The 20,126-nt window shown below is 72.3% G+C and carries 15 protein-coding genes and 1 pseudogene; 3 read left to right on the top strand and 13 right to left on the bottom strand.

Annotated elements, in window-relative coordinates:
• Positions 1-67: 67 nt before the first annotated feature.
• From H7A69_RS01650 to H7A69_RS01615, 8 genes and pseudogenes are all read right to left on the bottom strand, one after another.
• Positions 68-349, bottom strand: a pseudogene (locus H7A69_RS01650) (NAD(P)H-hydrate dehydratase); the annotation flags it as partial.
• Positions 339-1,079, bottom strand: coding sequence for a histidine phosphatase family protein (locus H7A69_RS01645; RefSeq protein ID WP_069713259.1), 741 nt, complete (start codon positions 1,077-1,079; stop codon positions 339-341). The gene H7A69_RS01645 and the pseudogene H7A69_RS01650, both read right to left, overlap by 11 nt.
• Before the next feature lie 40 nt (positions 1,080-1,119).
• Positions 1,120-2,076 (bottom strand): hypothetical protein, encoded by a 957-nt coding sequence (locus H7A69_RS01640; protein WP_182045442.1) that lies wholly within the window; start codon positions 2,074-2,076, stop codon positions 1,120-1,122.
• A gap of 378 nt (positions 2,077-2,454) precedes the next feature.
• Positions 2,455-5,577, bottom strand: a complete 3,123-nt coding sequence (locus H7A69_RS01635) for an alpha-mannosidase (protein ID WP_182045441.1) — start codon at positions 5,575-5,577, stop codon at positions 2,455-2,457.
• Between the two features lie 73 nt (positions 5,578-5,650).
• On the bottom strand, positions 5,651-6,481 hold the full coding sequence (locus tag H7A69_RS01630; protein ID WP_182045455.1) for a carbohydrate ABC transporter permease: 831 nt from the start codon (positions 6,479-6,481) through the stop codon (positions 5,651-5,653).
• 71 nt (positions 6,482-6,552) lie between these two features.
• Positions 6,553-7,503 (bottom strand): carbohydrate ABC transporter permease, encoded by a 951-nt coding sequence (locus H7A69_RS01625; protein WP_182045440.1) that lies wholly within the window; start codon positions 7,501-7,503, stop codon positions 6,553-6,555.
• Between the two features lie 106 nt (positions 7,504-7,609).
• Positions 7,610-8,971: an extracellular solute-binding protein gene (locus H7A69_RS01620; protein WP_182045439.1), complete on the bottom strand. Its 1,362-nt coding sequence runs from the start codon at positions 8,969-8,971 to the stop codon at positions 7,610-7,612.
• Between the two features lie 352 nt (positions 8,972-9,323).
• A complete protein-coding gene (locus H7A69_RS01615; protein WP_182045438.1) occupies positions 9,324-11,735 on the bottom strand; it encodes a lamin tail domain-containing protein in 2,412 nt (803 codons plus the stop codon).
• Between the two features lie 309 nt (positions 11,736-12,044).
• On the opposite strand from H7A69_RS01615, the gene H7A69_RS01610 reads away from it, so the two are divergent.
• Complete coding sequence (locus H7A69_RS01610; protein WP_141718953.1) at positions 12,045-12,473, top strand: hypothetical protein; 429 nt, start codon at positions 12,045-12,047, stop codon at positions 12,471-12,473.
• A gap of 17 nt (positions 12,474-12,490) precedes the next feature.
• On the opposite strand, the gene H7A69_RS01605 is transcribed toward H7A69_RS01610, so the two are convergent.
• Complete coding sequence (locus tag H7A69_RS01605; protein ID WP_182045437.1) at positions 12,491-13,513, bottom strand: hypothetical protein; 1,023 nt, start codon at positions 13,511-13,513, stop codon at positions 12,491-12,493.
• Between the two features lie 91 nt (positions 13,514-13,604).
• Positions 13,605-14,873, bottom strand: a complete 1,269-nt coding sequence (locus H7A69_RS01600; protein WP_182045436.1) for an ROK family transcriptional regulator — start codon at positions 14,871-14,873, stop codon at positions 13,605-13,607.
• A gap of 98 nt (positions 14,874-14,971) precedes the next feature.
• Between H7A69_RS01600 and H7A69_RS01595 the strand changes: the two genes are divergently transcribed.
• Positions 14,972-15,427, top strand: a complete 456-nt coding sequence (locus H7A69_RS01595; protein WP_182045435.1) for a GNAT family N-acetyltransferase — start codon at positions 14,972-14,974, stop codon at positions 15,425-15,427.
• 8 nt (positions 15,428-15,435) lie between these two features.
• A complete protein-coding gene (locus tag H7A69_RS01590) occupies positions 15,436-15,762 on the top strand; it encodes an MGMT family protein (protein WP_182045434.1) in 327 nt (108 codons plus the stop codon).
• A gap of 33 nt (positions 15,763-15,795) precedes the next feature.
• Here the strand turns inward: H7A69_RS01590 and H7A69_RS01585 are convergent, their stop codons facing one another.
• The 3 genes from H7A69_RS01585 to H7A69_RS01575 all read right to left on the bottom strand — a co-directional run bounded on the left by H7A69_RS01585 (position 15,796) and on the right by H7A69_RS01575 (position 19,995).
• Positions 15,796-16,221 (bottom strand): DUF805 domain-containing protein, encoded by a 426-nt coding sequence (locus H7A69_RS01585; protein ID WP_182045433.1) that lies wholly within the window; start codon positions 16,219-16,221, stop codon positions 15,796-15,798.
• Positions 16,222-16,252: 31 nt separating this feature from the next.
• Positions 16,253-18,061 carry an ABC transporter ATP-binding protein gene (locus H7A69_RS01580; protein WP_182045454.1) on the bottom strand — a complete coding sequence of 603 codons (1,809 nt, stop codon included), beginning with the start codon at positions 18,059-18,061 and terminating at the stop codon, positions 16,253-16,255.
• 110 nt (positions 18,062-18,171) lie between these two features.
• The gene (locus H7A69_RS01575; RefSeq protein WP_182045432.1) at positions 18,172-19,995 is read right to left on the bottom strand and encodes an ABC transporter ATP-binding protein; all 1,824 of its coding nucleotides are present in this window, start codon (positions 19,993-19,995) and stop codon (positions 18,172-18,174) included.
• Positions 19,996-20,126: the final 131 nt, after the last annotated feature.

The raw sequence follows: 20,126 nt of genomic DNA, 5'->3' as shown, positions 1-20,126 counted from the left end.
CGCGCAGGGCGTCGACGGGCGAGGTGCAGTCTTTCCCACCACCGCGCGCGTCGGATCAGCCGACGGCGACGTGCCCGTCCGCGTCCTCGGCGAGCGGGAGCACCCCCGACTCCGGCACGGCGACGGCCACGTGGTGCGCGACGCTCGCGCCGACCGCGAGGGTGAGCCGACCGGCACCGACCCGCAGTGCGGCGAGCGCGGACAGCATGGCCGCGCCGGGCGTGTACGAAGCACCACCGATGACGAGCACCTGCCCGCGACCGTACTTGCCGGCACCGGGCTCGGGCAGCGGCCACTCGCGCAGGACGTTCGGCGTGATGTGCTGCGGGGCCTCCGGCTCACTCGACACGGGCGTCGTCCTTCCGGCCGCTGTGCTCGGTCACTTCGTCGTCGTCGAGGTGCCCGACGGCGGAGAACTCCTCGAGCGTCCAGGGCGCACCGGGGCCGTCGCGGTGGAGCCGGGTGAGCGAGGCGTTCGCGACGGTGTGGTCCTCGGCGAAGGCCATGAGCGCGTGCTCGTCGAGGTCGAGGCACACGGCCATCGCGAGCATGACGACCGCGTCGTGTGCGGCGACGAGGAGCCGCTCGGTCCCCTCGAGCCGGTCGACGTCGGTCATCACCGTGCGGAGCCGGAGCATGACGTCCGCCCACGACTCCCCGCCCGCGGGCCGGTGGTAGTACTTGCCGAGCCACTGTCGGCGGCGCTCCTCGTCCGGGTAGCGGTTGCGCACGCCCTGTCGGGTGAGCAGGTCGAGGACACCGAGCTCCCGGTCGCGCAGCCGTTCGTCGGTGCGCCTCGGCGGCTCGGTCAGGCCGCCGGCCTCGAGCGCGATGCCGATCGTCTGCTGCGCACGACGGTAGGGCGACACCCACAGCGCGACCGGGACGTCGTCGACGCCGCGGTCGGCGAGCTCCTGCCCGAGCGCCCGCGACTGCTCCTCACCGAGGGGGCTGAGCGGGACGTCGGCATCGCGGTGGTCGACCTCGATGACGTCCGCGCCAGCGGCGTCCGCACGGGCGGCGGCGACGTTGGCGGTGGACTCCCCGTGGCGGACGAGCCAGATCTCGGTGACTGCCATGGGCGCGACGCTAAGCCGAGGCCCCTGGGCCCGCTCCCGGTCAGGCAGCCGGTCGGGCGCTCCTGATCGGTCGCACCGGACACGGCAGGCCGGCGGCCCGGAAGCGGCGGACCAGGGCGCCCGGGTCGAACAGGTCCCGCCACTCGAGTCGCACGACCGCCCGGACCCCGGGGACCGTCAGCAGCCCCTCGTGCCGACGCTTCTCGTCGAGGAACACCTCGGTCGGGCTCCTGCCCGCGAGGTACCGCTCCTGCGTGTACTTCGCACGGCCGTCGATCTCGACGACGACGCCCTGGTCGGGGAACCAGAAGTCGACGGCGTACCGACGGCCGTCGACCACGAACCCCTGCTGCAGCACCGGCTCCGGCAGACCGAGCTCCAGGAAGACGACGCGGGCGAACGACTCCGCTGCGGATCCGGACCGGCCGTCGGCGAGGTCGATGACCTGGTCGGCGCGTCGGCGCCCGCGAGACCGGTGGTGGACCGCTGCCCGGAGGCACCCGGTGCCGATGCCGCTGCGGAGGGCCGCATCGGCGACGACCACCGCGGTCCGGAGGTCGTCGGACATCGCGATGTCGACCGCCGTCCGCGGCACGGACGTCACCGCGACCCCGTCCGCCTCGACCCGTTCGGCCGGCGGCACCGGACGCGTGTGCAGGACCAGGGTCGGTGTCCGGCCGCGGTACATCGACTCCGGCACGGTGGCGTGCACCGGGGCGTTCCACCCGGACAACGCCGGGAGCCCGTGGACCGCGGCGGCCGACACGTGCGAGGCGACGGCGGGGGTCCCGAGCCGTCCGAGCCGTGCGTACACGCGTGTGACGTACCGCTGCCGAGGGCCTGCGCCGTCCCACCGGACGCCTTCGACGAAGGCGTTCGGGCCGACGCGGACGAGCCGATCGGAGCCGCTGGACCGGACGCGGCGACGCAACGTGGTCGGATCGCAGCCGACCTCGCGGGCCGGACCCGCACGGAGGATGGGGAGTGGTCGTTCCATGCCGGGAGCGTGCCCGGTCCCCACCGCGGGACCGGGGCCGGCGGGGCGGACTGTGGACGAGCCTCCCGTCCGCTCGCCCTGTGCAGGACGCCCGTTCCTTCCCATGACGGCCGCGATGGGAAGTGAGAACGGGCGTACCTGGTCGTCCTGTTCGACCACGTACGCCCGTTCCCATCAGGTACGCCCGGATCGACCGGGCACGACACCGCGGGCGACGTGGAACGACCGGGCACGACACCGCGGGCGATCAGCGAGCGGCGCAGACCGCCGCCCTCCCCGCAACGCGGCGCCGAGGGAACGCACCCGTGCTCCCCCGGCGCCGCAGCCCCTCCGGGCCGGCGGCACCGGACCCGCTGCCACGGGCCCGGCGCCGCCGCCTCAGCCCCGCCGCACCCGCAGCGTGACGATCTCGAACGGACGCAGCGTGAGCACGACCGGCTCCCCGGCCGCCCACGTCCCGTCGCCGACCGGCCGCTCGAGCAGGTCCACCGCGTCGACCGCGGCGACGTCGAACCCGAACGACACCCCGACGTCCGTCGCCCGACCGCCCGACGCCTCGTACAGCCGCACGACGACGTCGCCCGAGCGGTCCTCGGCGAGCTTGACGGCCTCGACGAGCACCTGCGGCGAGGACACGACGACCAGCGGCGACACCTCCGCCGAACCCGGCACCGAGCGCACCGGCAGGTTGAGCCGGTACCCGGAGTCCGCGGCGTCGAGCACCGAGGCGCCGACGCGCAGCACCGTCCGGAACACGTGGTGCCCCTGGTCGGCGTGCGGGTCCGGGAACGTCGGCGCGCGCAGCAGTGACTCACGCACGAGCGTCGTCGTCCCGCCGTCCGCACGCGTCGAGCGGGTGATGTCGTGCCCGTACGTGGAGTCGTTCGCGACCGCGACGCCGAACCCCGGCTCCGCGACGTGCACCCAGCGGTGCGCCGCGGTCTCGAAGCGGGCCATGTCCCACGAGGTGTTCTGGTGCGTCGGCCGGTCGATGTGCCCGAACTGGATCTCGCTCGACGCCACCGACGCCCGCACGTCGAGCGGGAAGGCGAGCTTGAGGAGCTTCTGCCGCTCGTGCCACTCGACCTCGGTCTCGATGTGCAGCTCGGGCTGCCCCGCGGTCGCCGAGTACCGGGTGGTCACCGACGACGAGCCGAAGGGGCGCGTCACGACGAGCGCATCGCCGAGCACCTCGACGGAGGCCGCCGCCAGGACGGTCCCGTTCCGCTGGTAGGCGCGGTCGATGTCCCACGCCTCCCACTGGTTCGGGGTGTCCCGGAAGACCGTGTACTGCGCGGCGACGGCGTCCGGTGCGACGGCGTCGCGTCCGGAGGCGTGGTCGACGAGCGACACGACGTGCCCGCTTGCGTCGATGGTCGCCGTGACGACGCCGGTGTCGAAGACGAAGCGGTCGCCGTTCCGGACGGGAGGCACGGCCTCCTCCGCCAGCGCGGCGGAACCACCCAGGGCGGTCACCCCGCCCGCCGTGACGGGCGAGGCGTTGAAGCGCACCACGGTCCCGACCTCGGCGCTGCCCCCGGACCCGACCGCACCCGCGCCCTGCGGCGCATCGAGCCCGCTGCCGGCTCCCCCGGCGAACGCGGTCGCCGACGCCCCGACCCCGGCGAGCGCCGGCGCCCCACCGCTCGCGAGTGCGGTCGTGGACGACCCGATCAGTCCCTCGAGGACCTCGGCGACCCGGGCGTACTCGGCCTCGGCGTTCTCGTAGACCCAGGCGATCGACGACCCCGGCAGGATGTCGTGGAACTGCTGCAGCAGCACGGTGTGCCAGACGGCCTCGAGCTCGTCGTACGGGTACTCGGCGCCGAGCCGCACGGCCGCGGTCGCCGCCCAGAGCTCGGCCTCGCGGAGCAGGTGCTCGGATCGGCGGTTGCCCTGCTTCGTGCGGATCTGCGACGTGTAGGTGCCGCGGTGGAACTCGAGGTACATCTCCCCCGACCACACCGCGGGCTCGGGCAGGACGCGCTCGAGCTCCTCGAACACCTGCGCGGGGGTGCCGAGGTCGACCCGCGGCGAGCCGTCGAGGTCGTGCTGACGTCGGGCCGCCGCGACCATCTCGCGGGTGGGTCCACCGCCGCCGTCGCCGAACCCGTACAGCAGCATCGACGTGTTCGCGACGCCGCGCTCCTTGTTGCCGCGTTCGCCGCGGAGCAGGTCGGCGGCGGAGACGTCCGAGTTGTAGGTGTCGGCCGGCGGCAGGTGCGTCAGGACGCGGGAGCCGTCGATGCCCTCCCAGTGGAAGGACGTGTGCGGGATGACGTTCGTCTCGTTCCACGATGGCTTCTGCGTGACGAACCACTTCGAGCCGGCGGCCCGGACGATCTGCGGCAGCGCGCCGGTGTAGCCGAACGAGTCGGGCAGCCAGGCCTCGGGGGTGTCGACGCCGAACTCCTCGAGGAACAGGCGCTTCCCGGCGACGAACTGGCGCGCGAGGGCCTCACCACCGGGCAGGTTGGTGTCCGACTCGACCCACATGCCGCCGACGGGGATCCAGCGCCCCTCGGCGACCCGCTGCTTGATGCGGGCCCAGATCGACGGGTAGCCGTCGCGGATCCAGGCGTACTGCTGCGCGGACGAGCACGCGAAGGTGAAGTCGGGGTCCTGGTCCATCAGGTCGAGCACGTTCGAGAACGTCCGGGCGCACTTGCGGATCGTCTCGCGGACCGGCCAGAGCCACGCGGAGTCGATGTGCGCGTGTCCGACGGCGACGGCGCGGTGCGCGGCGGCGCTGGCGGGCACGGCGAGGGCCGGGGCGAGCACGGCGCGGGCGTCCGCGGCGGTGCCCGCGACGTCGTCGGGGTCGAGGGCATCGGCGGCGCGCTCGAGCACGCGGAGCAGGTCGGCCCCGCGGGTGCCGTCGGTCGGCAGCTCGGCCATCAGGCCGCGGAGCACCCAGACGTCCTGCTGGAGCTCCCACACCGTGTCGTCGCGCTCGACGAGCTCGAGCGCGCGCAACCGGTAGATCGGCTCCGTGCCGGCCGTCGTCCGGGACCCGAGCGGTGTCGCGCCCTGGAAGTCGTCGCCACCGATGTCCGGGTTCGCGGCGGCCTCGACGTACAGCTCGAAGGAGCCGCCGGGGCCGACCTCGACGGGCACGGTGTCGTTGCGCGGCTCGATGCCCTTGATCGTCGAGCCGTCGGTGCGCCAGGCGAGGCCCTCGGCCTGGAAGCCGGGCTGCCGCTTCGAGAAGCCGAGGTCGACGCGGAGCTCGACGGTGGTGCCGGGGTCGGTGCCGAAGTCGTCGGGCACCGTGCCGCGGACCCGGAACCAGGTGGTGCCCCACGGCCGGCCGCCCCACGCGCTGCCGACCGTGAACGGTGTGTACTCGGCGGCGACGGCGACCTCGAAGGGCACGGGCTCGTCCGGCACCTCCCAGGCGTCGATGGTGACCGGGGCCGAGCGGCGGTGCACGGCGGGGTCGATGCGGTCGCGGACGAGGCGGGCGATCCGGGCCTCGACGAGCGGTTCGTCGTGGTGCATGGAGTGGTTCCTTTCCAGCAGGGGTCGGCGGGCAGGGCGGTACCGCGGCACCGTCTCCCGTCGAGCGGTGGGGTCAGCCCTTGATGCCGCCGGCGAGGGCGTTGCCGCCCCCGAGGCCGCGGGACACGAGCACGTAGAGGGCGATCACGGGCACGGAGTAGACGATCGAGAAGGCGGCGAGCTGCCCGTAGGCGACCGCGCCGTTCTGCCCGAAGAAGTTGAAGATGCTCACCGCGGCGGGCACCTTGTCGGGCGAGAGCAGCAGGACGAACGGGACGAAGAAGTTCCCCCAGGCCTGGATGAACACGAAGATGAACACGACCGCGATGCCGGGGCGCATGAGCGGGACGACGATCCGCGTGAGCGTGGTGAACATCGAGGCGCCGTCGGTCCACGCCGCCTCCTCGAGGGAGATCGGCACCGAGTCCATGAAGTTCTTCGCCATCCAGATCGCCATCGGCAGGCTCGTCGCGGCGAGGAAGAAGATGCAGCCCCACACGTTGTCGATCAGGTTGAGCGACACGAACAGCGCGTAGACGGGCACCATCATCGCCGTGATCGGCAGCCCGGTGCCGAACAGGATGCTGTACAGGAACGGCTTGTTGACGCGCATCTTGTAGCGGGACAGCGGGTACGCGGCGAGCAGCGCGAACACCACGGTGACGACCGCGGTGCCGCCGGAGAGCAGCAGGCTGTTCGCGAGCGGGATGAACGACAGCTCCGGGGTGAGCACCTGCGTGAAGTTGTCGAGCGTGAACTGCGTCGGCAGCTTCACCGACAGCGACGCCTGGGTGTCCACCGACGCCAGCACGAGCCAGAGCAGGGGCACCGCGAAGCAGAGGGCGATGACGAGCAGGACGACGTTCGACACCCAGCGCATGGTCCGTCCGCGCGGGGAGGTCATGTGCAGTGCGCCGGGCGCGGTCACCGAGCGGGTGACGTTCGCGACGGGACGGTCGGCGGTGAGGGCCATGGTCAGTCCACCTCGGGCTTGAGCGCGCGGATGTAGATGATCGAGAACACCGCGCCGACGATCAGCAGGATCGTCGCGATCGCGGTCCCGAAGCCGAGCTGCGAGAACTTGAACGCCTCCTGGTACGCCAGGATCGGCAGGGTCGACGAGTTCGTGCCGGGGCCGCCGCCCGTCATCACGAAGATGAGGGTGAAGACCGACAGCGTCTGCAGCGTCGTGAGCATGAGGTTCGTCGAGATCGAGCGGCGGATGACCGGCAGCGTGATGTAGACGAGCCGCTGCCACCCGGTGGCGCCGTCGACCTCGGCGGACTCGGTGATCTCCTCGGGGACCTCGGACACGGCGGCCGAGTAGACGAGCATCGAGAAGGCGGTCCCGCGCCAGATGTTCGCCAGGATCACGGCGAGCATCGGGTACGTGTAGAGCCAGTTCGCCCCGGTGATGCCGATGGACGCCAGGAAGGTGTTGAGCGTGCCGGTGTCGTTGAAGAACGCGTAGGCGGCGAACGACGCGACGATCTCCGGCAGCACCCAGGCGGCGACGACGAAGGTGCCGACGATCGCGCGGACGACCCGGTTCGCGCTGCGCATGAGGAGCGCGAGCCCGAGGCCCAGCACGTTCTGTCCCACCACCGCCGAGGCGAGGAGGAACACGATCGTCAGGACGACGGACTTCGGGAAGTCCTTGTCCTGGAAGAGCTCGACGTAGTTGCGGAAGCCGACGAACTGCTGGTCAGCGGCGCCGACGCCGGTCAGGGCCGAGTCGGTGAACGACCCGTAGAACGACGAGATGACGGGGCCGAGCAGGAAGACGACGAGGAGGACCACCGCGGGCAGGAGCGGGACGACCCGCGTCGCGTTCCGCAGTGGTCGCCGCTTGCGCGGCACGGGTGGCTCGGTGCGCTTCGGCGCACCGGGCGCCGACAGTGTCGGCGCGAGGGGTGTTGTGGACACGCTGGATGCCTTCCGGGTGCGGAGGGGTTCCGAAGGTGGGGAGGGACGGACGGGAGGCGCGGTGCGGGACCGCCCCGCGCCTCCAGTCCGTCAGGTGGTCGCGCCGCTAACCGGCGTCGACGGTGTTGTCCTTGCCGACGACCTGTTCGACCGCCTGGTCGTAGTCCTTCGCGGCCTCGGCGGGCGTCTGCTGCCCGGTCATGACGGACTCCATCGCGACCTGGATCGCGTTCGAGACCTGCGCGTAGTCACTCGTCGCAGGGCGGAAGTTCGTGTGCTCCACCAGGCCGGAGAAGAACTTGAACGTCGGGTTGGCGTCCGTGTACGCGGTGTCCTCGGCGACGTCCTTGCGAACGGCGATCTGGCTGTTCTCGGTGTCGTACTTCAGCGAGCCGTCCTTGTCGAGGAAGGTCGTGATGAAGTCGAACGCCGCCTGCGGGTTCTTCGACTTCGAGCCGACCGCGAGCGTCCAGCCGCCGGACATCGAGTTGTAGCCCGGTGCCTGACCGTTCTGGGTCGGGAACGCTGCCTGACCCATGACGTCGTTCCACTCCTTCCACGGAGCGGTGCCGGACTCGAGCCACGTGCCGGACTGCCACGAGCCGTCGAGGTCGATGGCGAGCTTGCCCTCTGGGAGCCACGTCTGCGCGATCGTCGTGCCGACGTTCGTGTCGAGCGCCTGCTGCGGTGTCGGGCCGAGGCCGCCCTGGTAGACGTCCTTCACGAACTTGAGGGAGTCCTCGAACTGCTTCGAGCCGACGACCCACTTCTTGTCCTTGTAGAGGGTGTTGCCGTCGCCGTCCGCGCCGTACAGGAGCATCTCGAAGCCCTGCATGGTCGAGGCCTCGCCCTGCGCCTTGCCGGAGTAGATGTTGAACGGGATGACGCCCGCGTCCTTCTCCTTGATGGTCTTCGCGGCGGCGAGCACGTCGTCCCAGGTCTTCGGCTCCCACGGGACGGGCAAGCCGACCTTCTTGAAGATGTCCTTGTTGTACCAGAGGGCCCGGGTGTCGGTACCCATCGAGACGCCGTAGATCTTGCCGTCGTCGCCCTGGCCGGCCTGCTTCGCGTTGTCGTAGAACTGGTCCCACTCGTCCCACTTGTCCGTGTACTTGTCGAGGGGCAGCAGGTAGCCGGCCTCGGCGTCGGACTTGATGAGGAAGGTGTCCTCGTACATGACGTCCGGGGCCGTCGCGGGCGCCTTGTTCATGAGCGCGAGCTTCGTGTAGTAGTCGTTGCCCTGCGCCTGGATCGGGACGAGGGTGACGGTCTTGCCCGGGTTCGCCTTCTCGTACGCGGTCTTGACCTCCTTCATCTGCGCATCGAGCTGCTGGAAGGCACCGAACTTCTGGTACGCGATCTTGATCGTGTTGCTCGAGGCGGACCCCGAGCTGGAACAACCCGCCAGTCCGACCGCGGCGACTGCCACGGCTGCGAGACCGGCGATGATTCGGGTGCGGCGTTTCATCGGTGCTCCTTTGCACGGGATGTCCGCGGGCTCCGTCACCCGCGCGCAGGATTAGTACAGCGTGTGGACTTATTCGTGTCAAGAGCTTTCGGTCACGGCTCCGCAACGGTGCCGAGCTCGGGAGCGCGCGCCCCTCGTGCCGGCGGGCGCCCACCTGGTCGGGTGGCGTGGGCGGAGGCCTCCCTGGCCGGAACGGGCGTACCTGGCCGGAACGGGTGTACCTGCTCTGACGGAACGACCAGGTACGCCCGGAACCGCTCCCCATCGCGCCCGTTGTGGGAAGGATCGGGCAGCGCACGCACGACGCCCCCGCTGCCGGGAGGGCAGCGGGGGCGTCGTGGGACGCTCGGCGTCAGGCGCGCGCGGCTCCCGCACGGCGCCGACGCACCACGAGGACACCGGCACCGGCCGTCACGAGCAGGAGCGCCGCGGCGATGCCTCCCGCCAGGTCGGCACCCGTGAACGCGAGCTCGCCGGTCGCGGGGTCGACCGTGACCTCGGTCCACCCGAGCACGGTGCCGTCGAGCGCGGCCACCACCAGGCGGTGGGCACCGGCCGACACGTCGGCGGGGACGAGGACCGTGACCGTACCGTCCGCCGCGACCGTCGGGGTGCCGAGCAGTCGGGCGTCCGAGAACAGCCAGACGGCCACCGGCTGCCCGGCGTACCGCGTGCCGACGGTGATCGTCACCGAGGACCCCGCGCGCACGGTGTCCGGTGCCGAGACCGACCCGCGGTTCGCGTCGGTCAGGGCCTCGGTCGGAGCGACCGGGGCGGTCGGGGTGCCGGGCAGGGACGGGGTCGGGGTCGGTGCGGACCCACCGGTCGCGGGCGTCGGGGTGGGCGTGCTGCCGTCACCCGGGGCGGGCGTGCTGCCGTCGCCCGGAGCGGGCGTGCCGCCGTCGCCGTCACCCGGCTCGGTCGTCGCGTCGCACGGGTGGGTCCCGGTGCGGAGCGAGGCGCCGTTCGTGTCGTTGTCGTCGGCGTAGAAGGTCGCCCGCGCGCCGTCGACGCAGCGGCCCGAGATCGCGAAGCCCTCGTTCGCGAGCGTCCGGTCGGCGTTCGCCGGCGCCTCGTACAGCGACGCGAGGGCGAAGGCGCCGTCCTGCACGTCGAAGAGCGCCGTACGACCGGAGCACGCCTCGTCGCAGACCACCCAGAGGGCGTCGAGCGTCGGGTCGAACTGCACCTCGGCCAACAGCGAGAACGGGGTGCTGATCGTCGCGACGCGCTGGAACGAGCCGTCGTCCATCAGGGCGTAGGCGTACACGCTCGCGGTGCCCTCGACGCCGACGAAGAAGAGTCCGTCACCGTGCCCGGGGTAGGACGCGGGGGCGTAGGCCGCACCGGTGTGCTGGTCGACGAAGCCGCGCTCGGTCAGCCAGGCGTCCGGCACCCAGGTGACACCCTCGAGTCCGGCGTTGGCACCGAGCCCGGGGAAGTCCGCGGCGAGGTTCCACTCGTCGGTCGCCCGCAGCGTGGACTCCGCCCCGGCGGTGGTGGCGAAGCGCAGGACCGCGGGGCGGCTCACCTTCGACACGTCGTTGTCGCGCTCGGTCGACACGTAGACGGCACCGGGGTCGTCCGCGGTCACGGTGACGCCCTCGGCGTCGGGGGTCCCGGTGCCGTCCGCGTAGCGCAGGTCGGTGCCGGCGGCGTTCGTCGGCGCCCAGCCGCCCTTGCCGTCCGGCACGAGGTGGTACAGCAGGCCGTCGCCGTTCTGCACCGCCCAGAGCTGCCCGTCGCGCGAGGTCGACGAGGTCGTCCAGTCGAGTCCGCTGAGGTCACCGGTGAAGGTGCCCTCGGCGTCGAGCACCGTCTCGTCCGGTCCGCCCGGCCACGCCTCGGCGGTCACGACGCCGGCGAAGCGGTTCGCCGCACCCTTGGTCGGCTCGGCCGTCTCGGCGAACTCGCCCGTGCCGTCGGGGTTGCGCCCGTACGTCGTCTCCGCGTGGGCGGTCCAGGAGTACGCGTCGACCCGGACTCCGCGGGGGTCGAAGAGCCGCACGCTGTCGGCCTTGCCGAGCCCGAAGCCGAACTGCGCCTCGTCGAGCACGGTGAAGCCGCCCGCTGCGACCGTGGTGCCGGCCGGGATCGTCCAGGCGTGGTCGTCCTCGCTGTCCCGCAGCACGTACCCGCCGAGGTCGACCGTGGTCGTCCCGACGTTCGTCAGCTCGACCCAGTCCCCCGGGGTGCCGTCCTGCGACTCGACCTCGTTGATCCGCACGGGCGAGGAACAGTCGTTCGGGGCGCCCTTCGTCGACGCGGTGGTGTCGACGAGCGTGCCGGAGCCGTCCGGGCAGCTGCCGTACGTGACGACCGCGTGCGAGGTCCACGCGTACCGGAGGGTCAGCGTGCCGCTCGTGTCGTAGAGCCGCACGGCGTCGGAACCGCCGAGCCCGAAGCCGAAGCCCGGCCGGGTCGTGGTCTCCTCGTCGACGACGAGGTACCCGCCCGCGGCGATGGTCGAGCCGGCCGGCAGCGTGTACGCCGTGTGCGTCGAGTCGGAGTCGAGGAAGCGCCAGCCGCTCAGGTCGATCGGCGCCGACGAGGTGTTGACGAGCTCGACCCAGTCGTTGTCGTCGCCGTTCGACTCGACCTCGTTGATCGCGAGGCCGGTCGCGGGGCCGCTGGTGACGCGGGCGCCGACGGTGGGGTCGTCGTCGCCGACGGCGGCGAGGGCGGGGCTGGCGGTCAGGACGCCGGCGGCGAGGGCGAGGCCCGTCGCGATGCCGGCGCCGACCCGCAGGGCGGGTGTGCGCATGCAGAGTCCTTCTCGGGTTCGGGGGGAGACCTGCACGACTGTTCAGGACCCGGGCGTCCGTGCGGTGACCGCACGGTGAACGACGGGTGTCGCAGGAGCGGTCGCCGACCGGTCGACAGGAAGCGCGCGTCGACAGGAGGCGCGCGTCGGACAGGAAGCGCGCGTCGACAGGAGGCGCGCGTCGGACAGGAGGCGCGTGGCGGCGCCGCACCGCGCCTCCCGTCGGGCGGTGGTTCCCGTCTCCTCCCAGCAGCCGTCGGGAGGATGGTGGGGACCACGCGAGGCGCGCGTCCGGTCGGAGAGGACATCGTGTCGAACGAGAACAGCCAGGCCGCAGTGCAGTCGATGATCGACCGGGCCGGGCGGATCACCGCTGACGAGGCCGAGGCGCTCGACGTGACCTGGAAGGCGGACGAGGGCATCGTCGTGCCGGAACCGAGCGCGTCGCTCGCGATCCAGGGCGGGGCGGACGGCCGGATGGTGACGAACGCCGACCTCCTCGCCGCGTGGCAGCACGCGCTCGAGGCGGCGGGCGCAGCCGGCCGTGTCGACGAGATCGAGGCGGCGCAGGAGGCCGGGCGTGCAGTGAAGCACTCGGACGCGCACCTGCGTGACCGGGCCGGCGCCGAGGAGGCCGTCCGGTCGGCGGTGCTCGCGACCGGGGTGCGCGACCTGCTGTCGGACGACGAGTACGCCACGCTGACCGCCGCGTGGCGGAAGGTGCTCGGCGAGGTCTGAGGGACGGCCGCCCTTGGTCAGGGGCGGGCGACGCCGCCGAAGTCGGGCGAGCCGTCGGGTGCCGCCGGCAGCGGGGTCCCGTCGACGTAGCGCGGCCACGCGAGTGCCAGGGCCCCGTCCGGCCTCCGCTCGTAGAGCAGGCCGTCGCTGCCGCGGACCGTCGCGGCCTCGTCGTGTGTCCGTCGTCCGTCGGCCGCCAGCGCGGTGGGATCCACGGAGACGGCCGGAGCCGCGGCGACCGCGGGGCCCGCGGGGACGGCCGGAGCCGCGGAGACGGCGGGAGCAGCCGGGACCGGCGTGCCCGTCCAGCCGCCGGCGACCGGCGTGGCTGCCGCCAGCTGGCTCCGCCACGCCACCGAGGGGGCGTCGACGGACGCACCGGCACCCGGGCCGCCGTGGTGCCGCGGCCGGAACAGCGCGTTGCTCAGCGGCACGACGACGGTGCCGAGCAGGTCGAGGATGACGACCACCCACACGAGCCGCCAGTACCCGCTGGCGAGGTCGGCGTCCGGGGCCAGCAGCGGCACCGAGAGCAGCAGGGCGAGCAGCGCGATCACGCCGACGGTCACCTTCGCCACGAGCTGCAGCAGCGGGGTCGGGTAGCGGCGGTGGATGACGAGCAGCAGGTGCACGTGCAGCAGGGCGAACCGTGCGACGAACACGATCCCGAGCCACTGCCAGAAGTGCTCACCGACGAGCCAGATCCCGTCGCCCCCGTACGGGTCGGTCGGCACGACCCAGACCTTGAAGAGGCCGGTCACGAGCAGGTACATCGACACGACGATGCTCGCGAACGCGAACGTGCCGGACCGCCGCGAGGAGACGTCGGCGTCGTACCAGGACAGCAGCGCGAAGACGACGACCACGACCACCGTCAGCAGGAGCTGCACCGCGACCCGGCCGAAGTCCCCGAGGAGCACCGCGACGATGCCCACCAGTCCGGCTGCGACCACGGCGCCGATGATCGTCCGGAAGACCATCGGGCGGACCCGGGCCCAGCGTGGGTCGATCGTCCCGGTCGGGTCGTCCGTGATCGTCATGCGGCCCTCCGTCGCGTGCGTGTCCCCGAACCCTAGCGAGGCGGGCCGTGGCGGCGCAGCACCGCGAACGGGGGCCCGACCATCCGGGCCGTCAGCGCCGGATGAGCAGGGCGCTCGCTCGGGGGGAGAGCGCGGCGTCGAGCACCAGGCAGGCCGCGCCGACCGCCGTCACGTCCGCGCCGCGACCGCTGTCGACCACCGCGACCGGGTGCTTCGGCACGAGCAGCGGTGACGCGACCACCGCCGCACGGGCCGCGGGCAGCGCGACCGGCGCGATGCGTGACCAGAGGGGCCCGCCGAAGACGACCCGGTCGATGTCGAGCAGGTTGACGATGACGACCACGGCCCGTCCCATCACGGCGCCGGCCTCGGCCGCGAGTCCCACCGCGACCTCGTCGCCGGCCTCGATCGCGGCGCCGAGGGCGTCCCACGCCCGCTGCACCGCGGCGATGCCGTCCGGCTCGCCGGGGCCGAGGCCGGTTTCGTCGTCGCCGAGCCGCAGCCCGCGGGCCCGCGCCACCTGCACGAGCCGGTCGGGCGCGACGGTCCCCCCGACCTCGCCCCGGCTGCCGGCACCGTCCGGTGTGCCCGCCAGCGCACCCTGGTCGACCATGATGTGCCCGGCGTCGCCCGCGTTCGACCCCACGCCGCGCACGGGTTCGTGATCGACGACGAGCCCCACGCCGAACCCCGTGCCGAAGTACACGAACGCGAAGTTCCGCGCCGAGGACTCCCCCGCCAGGAACATCTCCCCGACGACCGCGGCCGTGACGTCCTTCTCGAGGAGCACCGGGAAGCCGGTGGCCTCGGCGAGCGCGTCGCGGAGCGGGACGTCCCGCCAGCGCGGCAGGAAGGGCGGGTCGAGCACGACGCCGGCGTCCACGTCGATCGGTCCCGGGCTCGCGATGCCGACCCCGAGGACGCTCTCCACCGCCACCCCGGCGTCCGCCACGAGACCGGCGATGGCGGTGGCGATCGTGCGGACGACCTCGGTGGGGTCGTCCGCCGACGGCGTCGACGTCGTGGTCTCGGCGACCACCCGGCCCGCCAGGTCGAGGAGCACGTACGTCACGACGGCCGGGTCGACGTGCACCCCGACGGCGTAGCGGCTGGTGGCCTCGAGCCGCAGGATCGTCCGGGGCTTGCCCCGTCCAGCGACGACCGTGCCGGACTCGGCGATCATGCCCGCCTCGATGAGGAACCGCGTGACGTTGGACACCGTCTGCGCGCTCAGGCCCGTGCGGGCGGCGAGCTCGACGCGGCTCAGCCCGTCCGGCGAGCGACGGACTGCGTCGAGGACGACGGTGCGGTTGAAGCCGCCGATCGAGGGCAGGTTCGCCCCACGCCGATGCTCCGCCATGTCGCGACCCTACCGCCGCGGACGGGCGTGCAACGTTGCTGCAACGGACCCTGCTGCGTCCTGGCACCCCGACGGGGTGCACCGCTAGCCTGAGCGGCATGACGGACCTCCGCCTCGAAGCCCTCTCCGCGTCGACCGCCGCCGCGGCGAACTCCCTGACGCTCAAGCCCGGGCAGGAGCAGTTCGTGCAACCGACGACGTACGGCGTCGCGGAGTCCGACGTGAAGCCGAGCTCGGCGTGGACCCGCGTCGTGCTCGACGGCGACCGCGTGGTCGGCATGATCATCGGCACCTTCGACGAGGAGAACCGCGAAGAAGAGCTGCGCAGCGCCATCTGGCGCGTCAACGTGGCCGCCGACGCGCAGGGCAGGGGCGTGGGCCGGTTCGCCGTGCACGGCCTGGCGGACGAGGCCCGGAGCCGTGGCTTCGAGCGCCTGACCGTGGTCTACGAGCCCGGCGGCAACGGCGGCCCCGAGGCGTTCTTCCGCGCCCTCGGCTTCGAGACCGTGCGCGACACCCAGTACGGCGACCACTTCGCCGTGCTCGCTCTGTAACCGCCCGGGTGACGGAGCCGGACTTCGGCGCAGCCGTCGCCGAGGTCGTCCGGCTCATCCCGCCGGGCTGCGTCATGACCTACGGCGACGTCGCCGCAGCGCTCGGGTCCCGTGCCTCGCGCGCGGTCGGCAAGGTGATGGCGCACGAGGGTGCCGACCTGCCCTGGTGGCGCGTGGTGCGGTCCGGCGGGCTGCCGCCGCTCCGGCACGAGGCACGCGCGCTCGAGCACTACCGCGTCGAGGGGACGCCGCTCGTGCACGGTCCGTCGGCCTGGAGGATCGACATGGGTCGTGCGCGCTGGTCACCCGCCACGGACGCCGAAGATCCGTTCTGACCTGCTCGCGCAGGTCACGTCACGCGGGTCGCTTCAGACGTCGAAGCGCGTGCCCTTCGGGTTCGACGGCAGCAGGAACAGCACGAGCAGCACGAGTGAGCCGATACCGACGAGCACGTGCAGGAACTGCCAGAAGCCCGACCGGTTCGCGTCGTGGAGCCGACGGGCGCCGAGCGCGAGCGAGCCGACCAGCGTCGCCAGACCCCAGAGCACGAAGAGGTACGAGCCGACCGGGTTCTCGAACGCAGCGCTACCGGGCGTGAACAGCTGCGGAACGAGCTGCAGCACGAGCCCGACCACGAACGACGTGACCCACCACCACCAGAACTCCGCACGCGACGCCCGCCCGGTGAACACGGTGTACTTCTGCCAGAAGCGCCGGAACGCCGCGGAGAAGGGTGCGCCGTACCAGGGATCGCGCAGGGCGACGCCGCCGGGCTGCACGCTGTCGTTGCTCATGGAGCAAGCCAACCACGTGCAGCCCGGTCCGTCAGACGAGCGAGTCGCGCCAGGCCGCGTGGAGCTGCGCGAAGCGCCCGGTCCCCGCGATGAGGTCGTCGGGCGTGCCGTCCTCGACGATCCGGCCGTACTCCATCACGAGCACCCGGTGGGCGATCGCGACGGTCGACAGGCGGTGCGCGATGATCACGGCCGTGCGGTCCGCGAGCAGGGTCTCGAGCCCCTCCTGCACGAGCCGCTCCGACGGGATGTCGAGCGACGCCGTGGCCTCGTCGAGGATGAGCACCTTCGGGTCGGCGATGAACGCCCGGGCGAACGACAGCAGCTGCCGCTGCCCGGCCGACACCCGACCGCCGCGCTTGTTCACGTCGGTGTCGTACCCGTCGGGCAGGGCCTCGATGAACGTGTGCGCGCCGACGGCCTCCGCCGCCCGCACGATCTCGTCACGCGTCGCCCCCGGCTTGCCGAGCGCGATGTTGTCCGCGACCGAGCCGGAGAACAGGTAGGCCTCCTGCGTCACCATGACGATCGCGCGCCGCATGTCCTTCGGGTCGATCTCCCGCAGGTCCACCCCGTCGAGCCGCACCGAGCCCCGCGACGGGTCGTAGAACCGCGCCATGAGCTTCGCGAGCGTCGACTTGCCGGCACCGGTCGACCCGACGAGCGCGATCGTCTGCCCCGCCGGGATGTGCAGGTCGAACTCGGGGAGCACGACCTTGCCGGCGTTGTAGGCGAACTCGACGTCGTCGAAGTCCATCGCGCCCGTCGCCTCGGGCAGGCGCACCGGCTTCGCGGGGTCCGGCACCGACGGCCGCTCCTCGAGGACGCCGGAGATCTTCTCCATCGCCGCCGAGGCCGACTGGTACCCGTTGTAGAACATCGCGAGCTCCTGGGCCGGGTCGAAGAACCGCTTGGCGTACAGCGCGACCGCGAGCAGTGCGCCGACCTCGAGCGAGCCCCCGACGATCCGGAAGCCACCGACGATGACGACGGCCGCGAGCGTGGCGTTGCCGATGAGCACGAGCACCGGGTCGAACGTCCCGAACAGGTTGAACACCTTCGTGTTCGCGACGCGGTAGTCCTCGACGTAGCGGCCGTACTCGTCGCGGTTGCGGGACTCCTTGCGGAACGCCTGCACCGCCCGGATGCCGGTCATGGTCTCGACGAAGTGCACGATGACGCGCGCCGAGGTGACGCGGGTGGCCCGGAACAGCGTCTGCGAGTTCGTCTGGAACCAGCGGATGAGGAACCAGAGCGGCACGAGCGACACCGCGAGCACGAGCCCGGACGTCGGGTCGAGCAGCACGAGCGCGATGCCCGTGAACACCATGTAGAGCACGCCCTGGATGAGCTGGTTCAGGCCGGAGTCGAGCAGCTCGCGGATCGAGTCGAGGTCGCTCGTCTGCCGCGAGATGATCCGCCCCGAGGTGTACGTCTCGTGGAACTCGAGCGAGAGCCGCTGCGTGTGCAGGAACACCCGCTTCCGCAGGTCGAACAGGATCGCCTGGCTGATCCGCGCCGCCAGCACGGTGTACCAGGCGGTCAGGACGGCGCCGAGCACCGCGACGACGATGTACGTCGCCACGACGCCGAACGCCGGCACCCAGTCGTTCTCGTCCATCACCCGGGGCAGGGCGTTGTCGATGCCCCACGCGATGAGCGCCGGACCGGCGACGGTGCCCGCGGTGGACACCACCACGACGACCCCGAGCAGCACGAGCCGTGCCTTCAGGGGCGCGGCGAGCGACCCGAGCAGGGCGAGGGAGCGACGCCGCAGGCGCTTGCTCTCCGCCTTGGTGAAGTCCTCGCGCTCCTCGCCGCGCACGCCCTGCGTGGTGATCGACGCGGTGATCGGCGCGGCAGCCTGCGCGGCCGCACCCTCGTCGAGGACGGGGTCCGCGCCTCCCGGCCCGGTTGCCGTGTCGACGGGCGGTACCTGCTCCTGCTGGCTCATGCCATCGCCTCCTCTCGGGCGGGTGCGTCGTCCTCGTCGAGCGACGAGATGACGTAGCGGTAGTGCTCGTTGGTGGCCATCAGTTCCGAGTGGGTGCCGACGGCGGTGATGCGGCCGCCCTCCATGAGCGCCACCCGGTCGGCGAGCGTCACGGTGGAGGGGCGGTGGGCAACGATGAGCGACGTCGTGTCCGCGAGGACCCGGCGGAGCCCCGCCTCGACGCGGGCCTCGGTGTCGACGTCGAGCGCCGACAGCGGGTCGTCGAGCACGAGCACCGACGGCCGGGCGGCGATGGCGCGGGCCAGGGCGAGCCGCTGGCGCTGGCCGCCGGAGAGCGACAGGCCCTCCTCGCCGACGCGGGTGTCGACGCCCTCGGGCAGGTCGTCGACGAACGACGCCTGCGCGATGTCGAGGGCCTCGCGCATGATCCGCTCGGCCTCGTCCCCGGACAGGTCCGGACGTCCGAGCAGCACGTTGTCCCGCACGCTCGTCGAGAAGAGCGTGGCGTCCTCGAACGCGACACCGACGTGCCGGCGGAGCTCGGCGCGGGACAGGTCCCGCACGTCGACGCCGTCGATCGTGATCGAGCCGCCGGTGACGTCGTAGAGCCGCGGCACGAGCGACAGCAGGGTCGTCTTGCCGCTGCCGGTCAGGCCGACGAGCGCCATGGTCTCGCCGGGCTGCAGCTGCAGCTCGACCCCGTCGACCAGGTCGGGGTACGCGTCCGTGGCGTCCTGGTACCGGAAGTGCACGGCGTTGAACGACAGCGCCCCGTGCGGCTCGGCGATGGTCCTCGGCTCCGCCGGGTCCTCGATCGTGTTCTCGGAGTCCATGACCTCGAAGAACCGGTCGACGGCGGTCCGGGTGTCGAACGTCATCGACAGGAAGAAGCCGATCGACTCGATCGGGAACCGCAGCACGGTCGCCGTGGCGAAGAACGCGAACAGCTGTCCGACGGTGAGCTCGCCCTGCGACGCCAGCCAGATGCCGGCGAGCAGGCAGAGCGCGAACGCGACGTCCGGCACGAGCAGCAGCCACAGCCAGATACTCGCGATGGCCTTCGCCTTCTCGATCTCGGTGCCGCGCAGCGCCTCGGCCTGCTCGCTGAACTCCTCGAGCTTGCTCCGCCCGCGACCGAACGCCTTGAGCACGCGGATGCCGTGCACCGACTGCTCGACGCTGGTCGCGAGGTCGCCGACCTGGTCCTGGCTGCGCCGCGCGACCACGGAGTACTTCCGCTCGAACAGCAGGCCGTTGATCCACAGCGGGATCGACGCCACCAGGAAGATCAGGCCGAGCAGCCAGCCGAAGGTGAACAGCACGACGAAGCCGACCGCGATCGTGACGATGTTCACCACGAGCAGCACGACGCCGAACGCCAGCCACCGGCGGATGAGCGACAGGTCGGACACCGAGCGGGACAGCAGCTGCCCGGACTCCCAGCGGTCGTGGAACGACACCGGTAGGTCCTGCAGCTTCGCGTAGAGCGCGTTGCGCATGCTCGTCTCGATGCGCGTCGAGGGGCGCATCACGAGTCGTCGGCGCGACGCGATGAAGAACGCCTCGAGCGCGCCGAGCGCGAGCACGCCGAGACCGGCGGGCCAGATGAGCGCGGCGTCGCGCGACGACAGCGGACCGTCGACGAGCCACTGGAGCACGTACGGGATCGCCAGGGCGACGAGCGAGGCGCCCATCGCCGCGGCCATGCCGCCGAGCAGCCGCCAGCGGTACGGCCTGACGTACGGGTAGATGCGCGCGATGGCGCGCAGGGTCGAGGGGCGGTCGGTGGACGGGAGCGCCTGGTCGGGCGTTGTGGACATGCGGTTGCGTCCTCGTGCGTCGTGCCGCGTCCGCTCGGCCGGGTCACCGGTCCCGTCGACGGGTCACGTCGGCGGGTGGCGGTCCGGCCGGGAGGCACGGTGTGGCATTGCGTGGGTCGTCGGCCGGGCGC

Origin of the sequence: Curtobacterium sp. ME26 (assembly GCF_903970945.1) — a bacterium.
GTDB classification, from domain to species: domain Bacteria; phylum Actinomycetota; class Actinomycetes; order Actinomycetales; family Microbacteriaceae; genus Curtobacterium; species Curtobacterium citri.
Note: the sequence above shows the minus strand (reverse complement) of the source record. Positions and strands in the feature narration are given on the sequence as shown.

What these genes read in the sequence shown, in the direction of transcription:
- H7A69_RS01645 (WP_069713259.1), bottom strand. Translation starts at nt 1,079, where the DNA reads ATGGCAGTCACCGAGATCTGGCTCGTCCGCCACGGGGAGTCCACCGCC.
- H7A69_RS01640 (WP_182045442.1), bottom strand. Translation starts at nt 2,076, where the DNA reads ATGGAACGACCACTCCCCATCCTCCGTGCGGGTCCGGCCCGCGAGGTC.
- H7A69_RS01635 (WP_182045441.1), bottom strand. Translation starts at nt 5,577, where the DNA reads ATGCACCACGACGAACCGCTCGTCGAGGCCCGGATCGCCCGCCTCGTC.
- H7A69_RS01630 (WP_182045455.1), bottom strand. Translation starts at nt 6,481, where the DNA reads ATGACCTCCCCGCGCGGACGGACCATGCGCTGGGTGTCGAACGTCGTC.
- H7A69_RS01620 (WP_182045439.1), bottom strand. Translation starts at nt 8,971, where the DNA reads ATGAAACGCCGCACCCGAATCATCGCCGGTCTCGCAGCCGTGGCAGTC.
- H7A69_RS01615 (WP_182045438.1), bottom strand. Translation starts at nt 11,735, where the DNA reads ATGCGCACACCCGCCCTGCGGGTCGGCGCCGGCATCGCGACGGGCCTC.
- H7A69_RS01605 (WP_182045437.1), bottom strand. Translation starts at nt 13,513, where the DNA reads ATGACGATCACGGACGACCCGACCGGGACGATCGACCCACGCTGGGCC.
- H7A69_RS01600 (WP_182045436.1), bottom strand. Translation starts at nt 14,873, where the DNA reads ATGGCGGAGCATCGGCGTGGGGCGAACCTGCCCTCGATCGGCGGCTTC.
- H7A69_RS01595 (WP_182045435.1), top strand. Translation starts at nt 14,972, where the DNA reads ATGACGGACCTCCGCCTCGAAGCCCTCTCCGCGTCGACCGCCGCCGCG.
- H7A69_RS01585 (WP_182045433.1), bottom strand. Translation starts at nt 16,221, where the DNA reads ATGAGCAACGACAGCGTGCAGCCCGGCGGCGTCGCCCTGCGCGATCCC.
- H7A69_RS01575 (WP_182045432.1), bottom strand. Translation starts at nt 19,995, where the DNA reads ATGTCCACAACGCCCGACCAGGCGCTCCCGTCCACCGACCGCCCCTCG.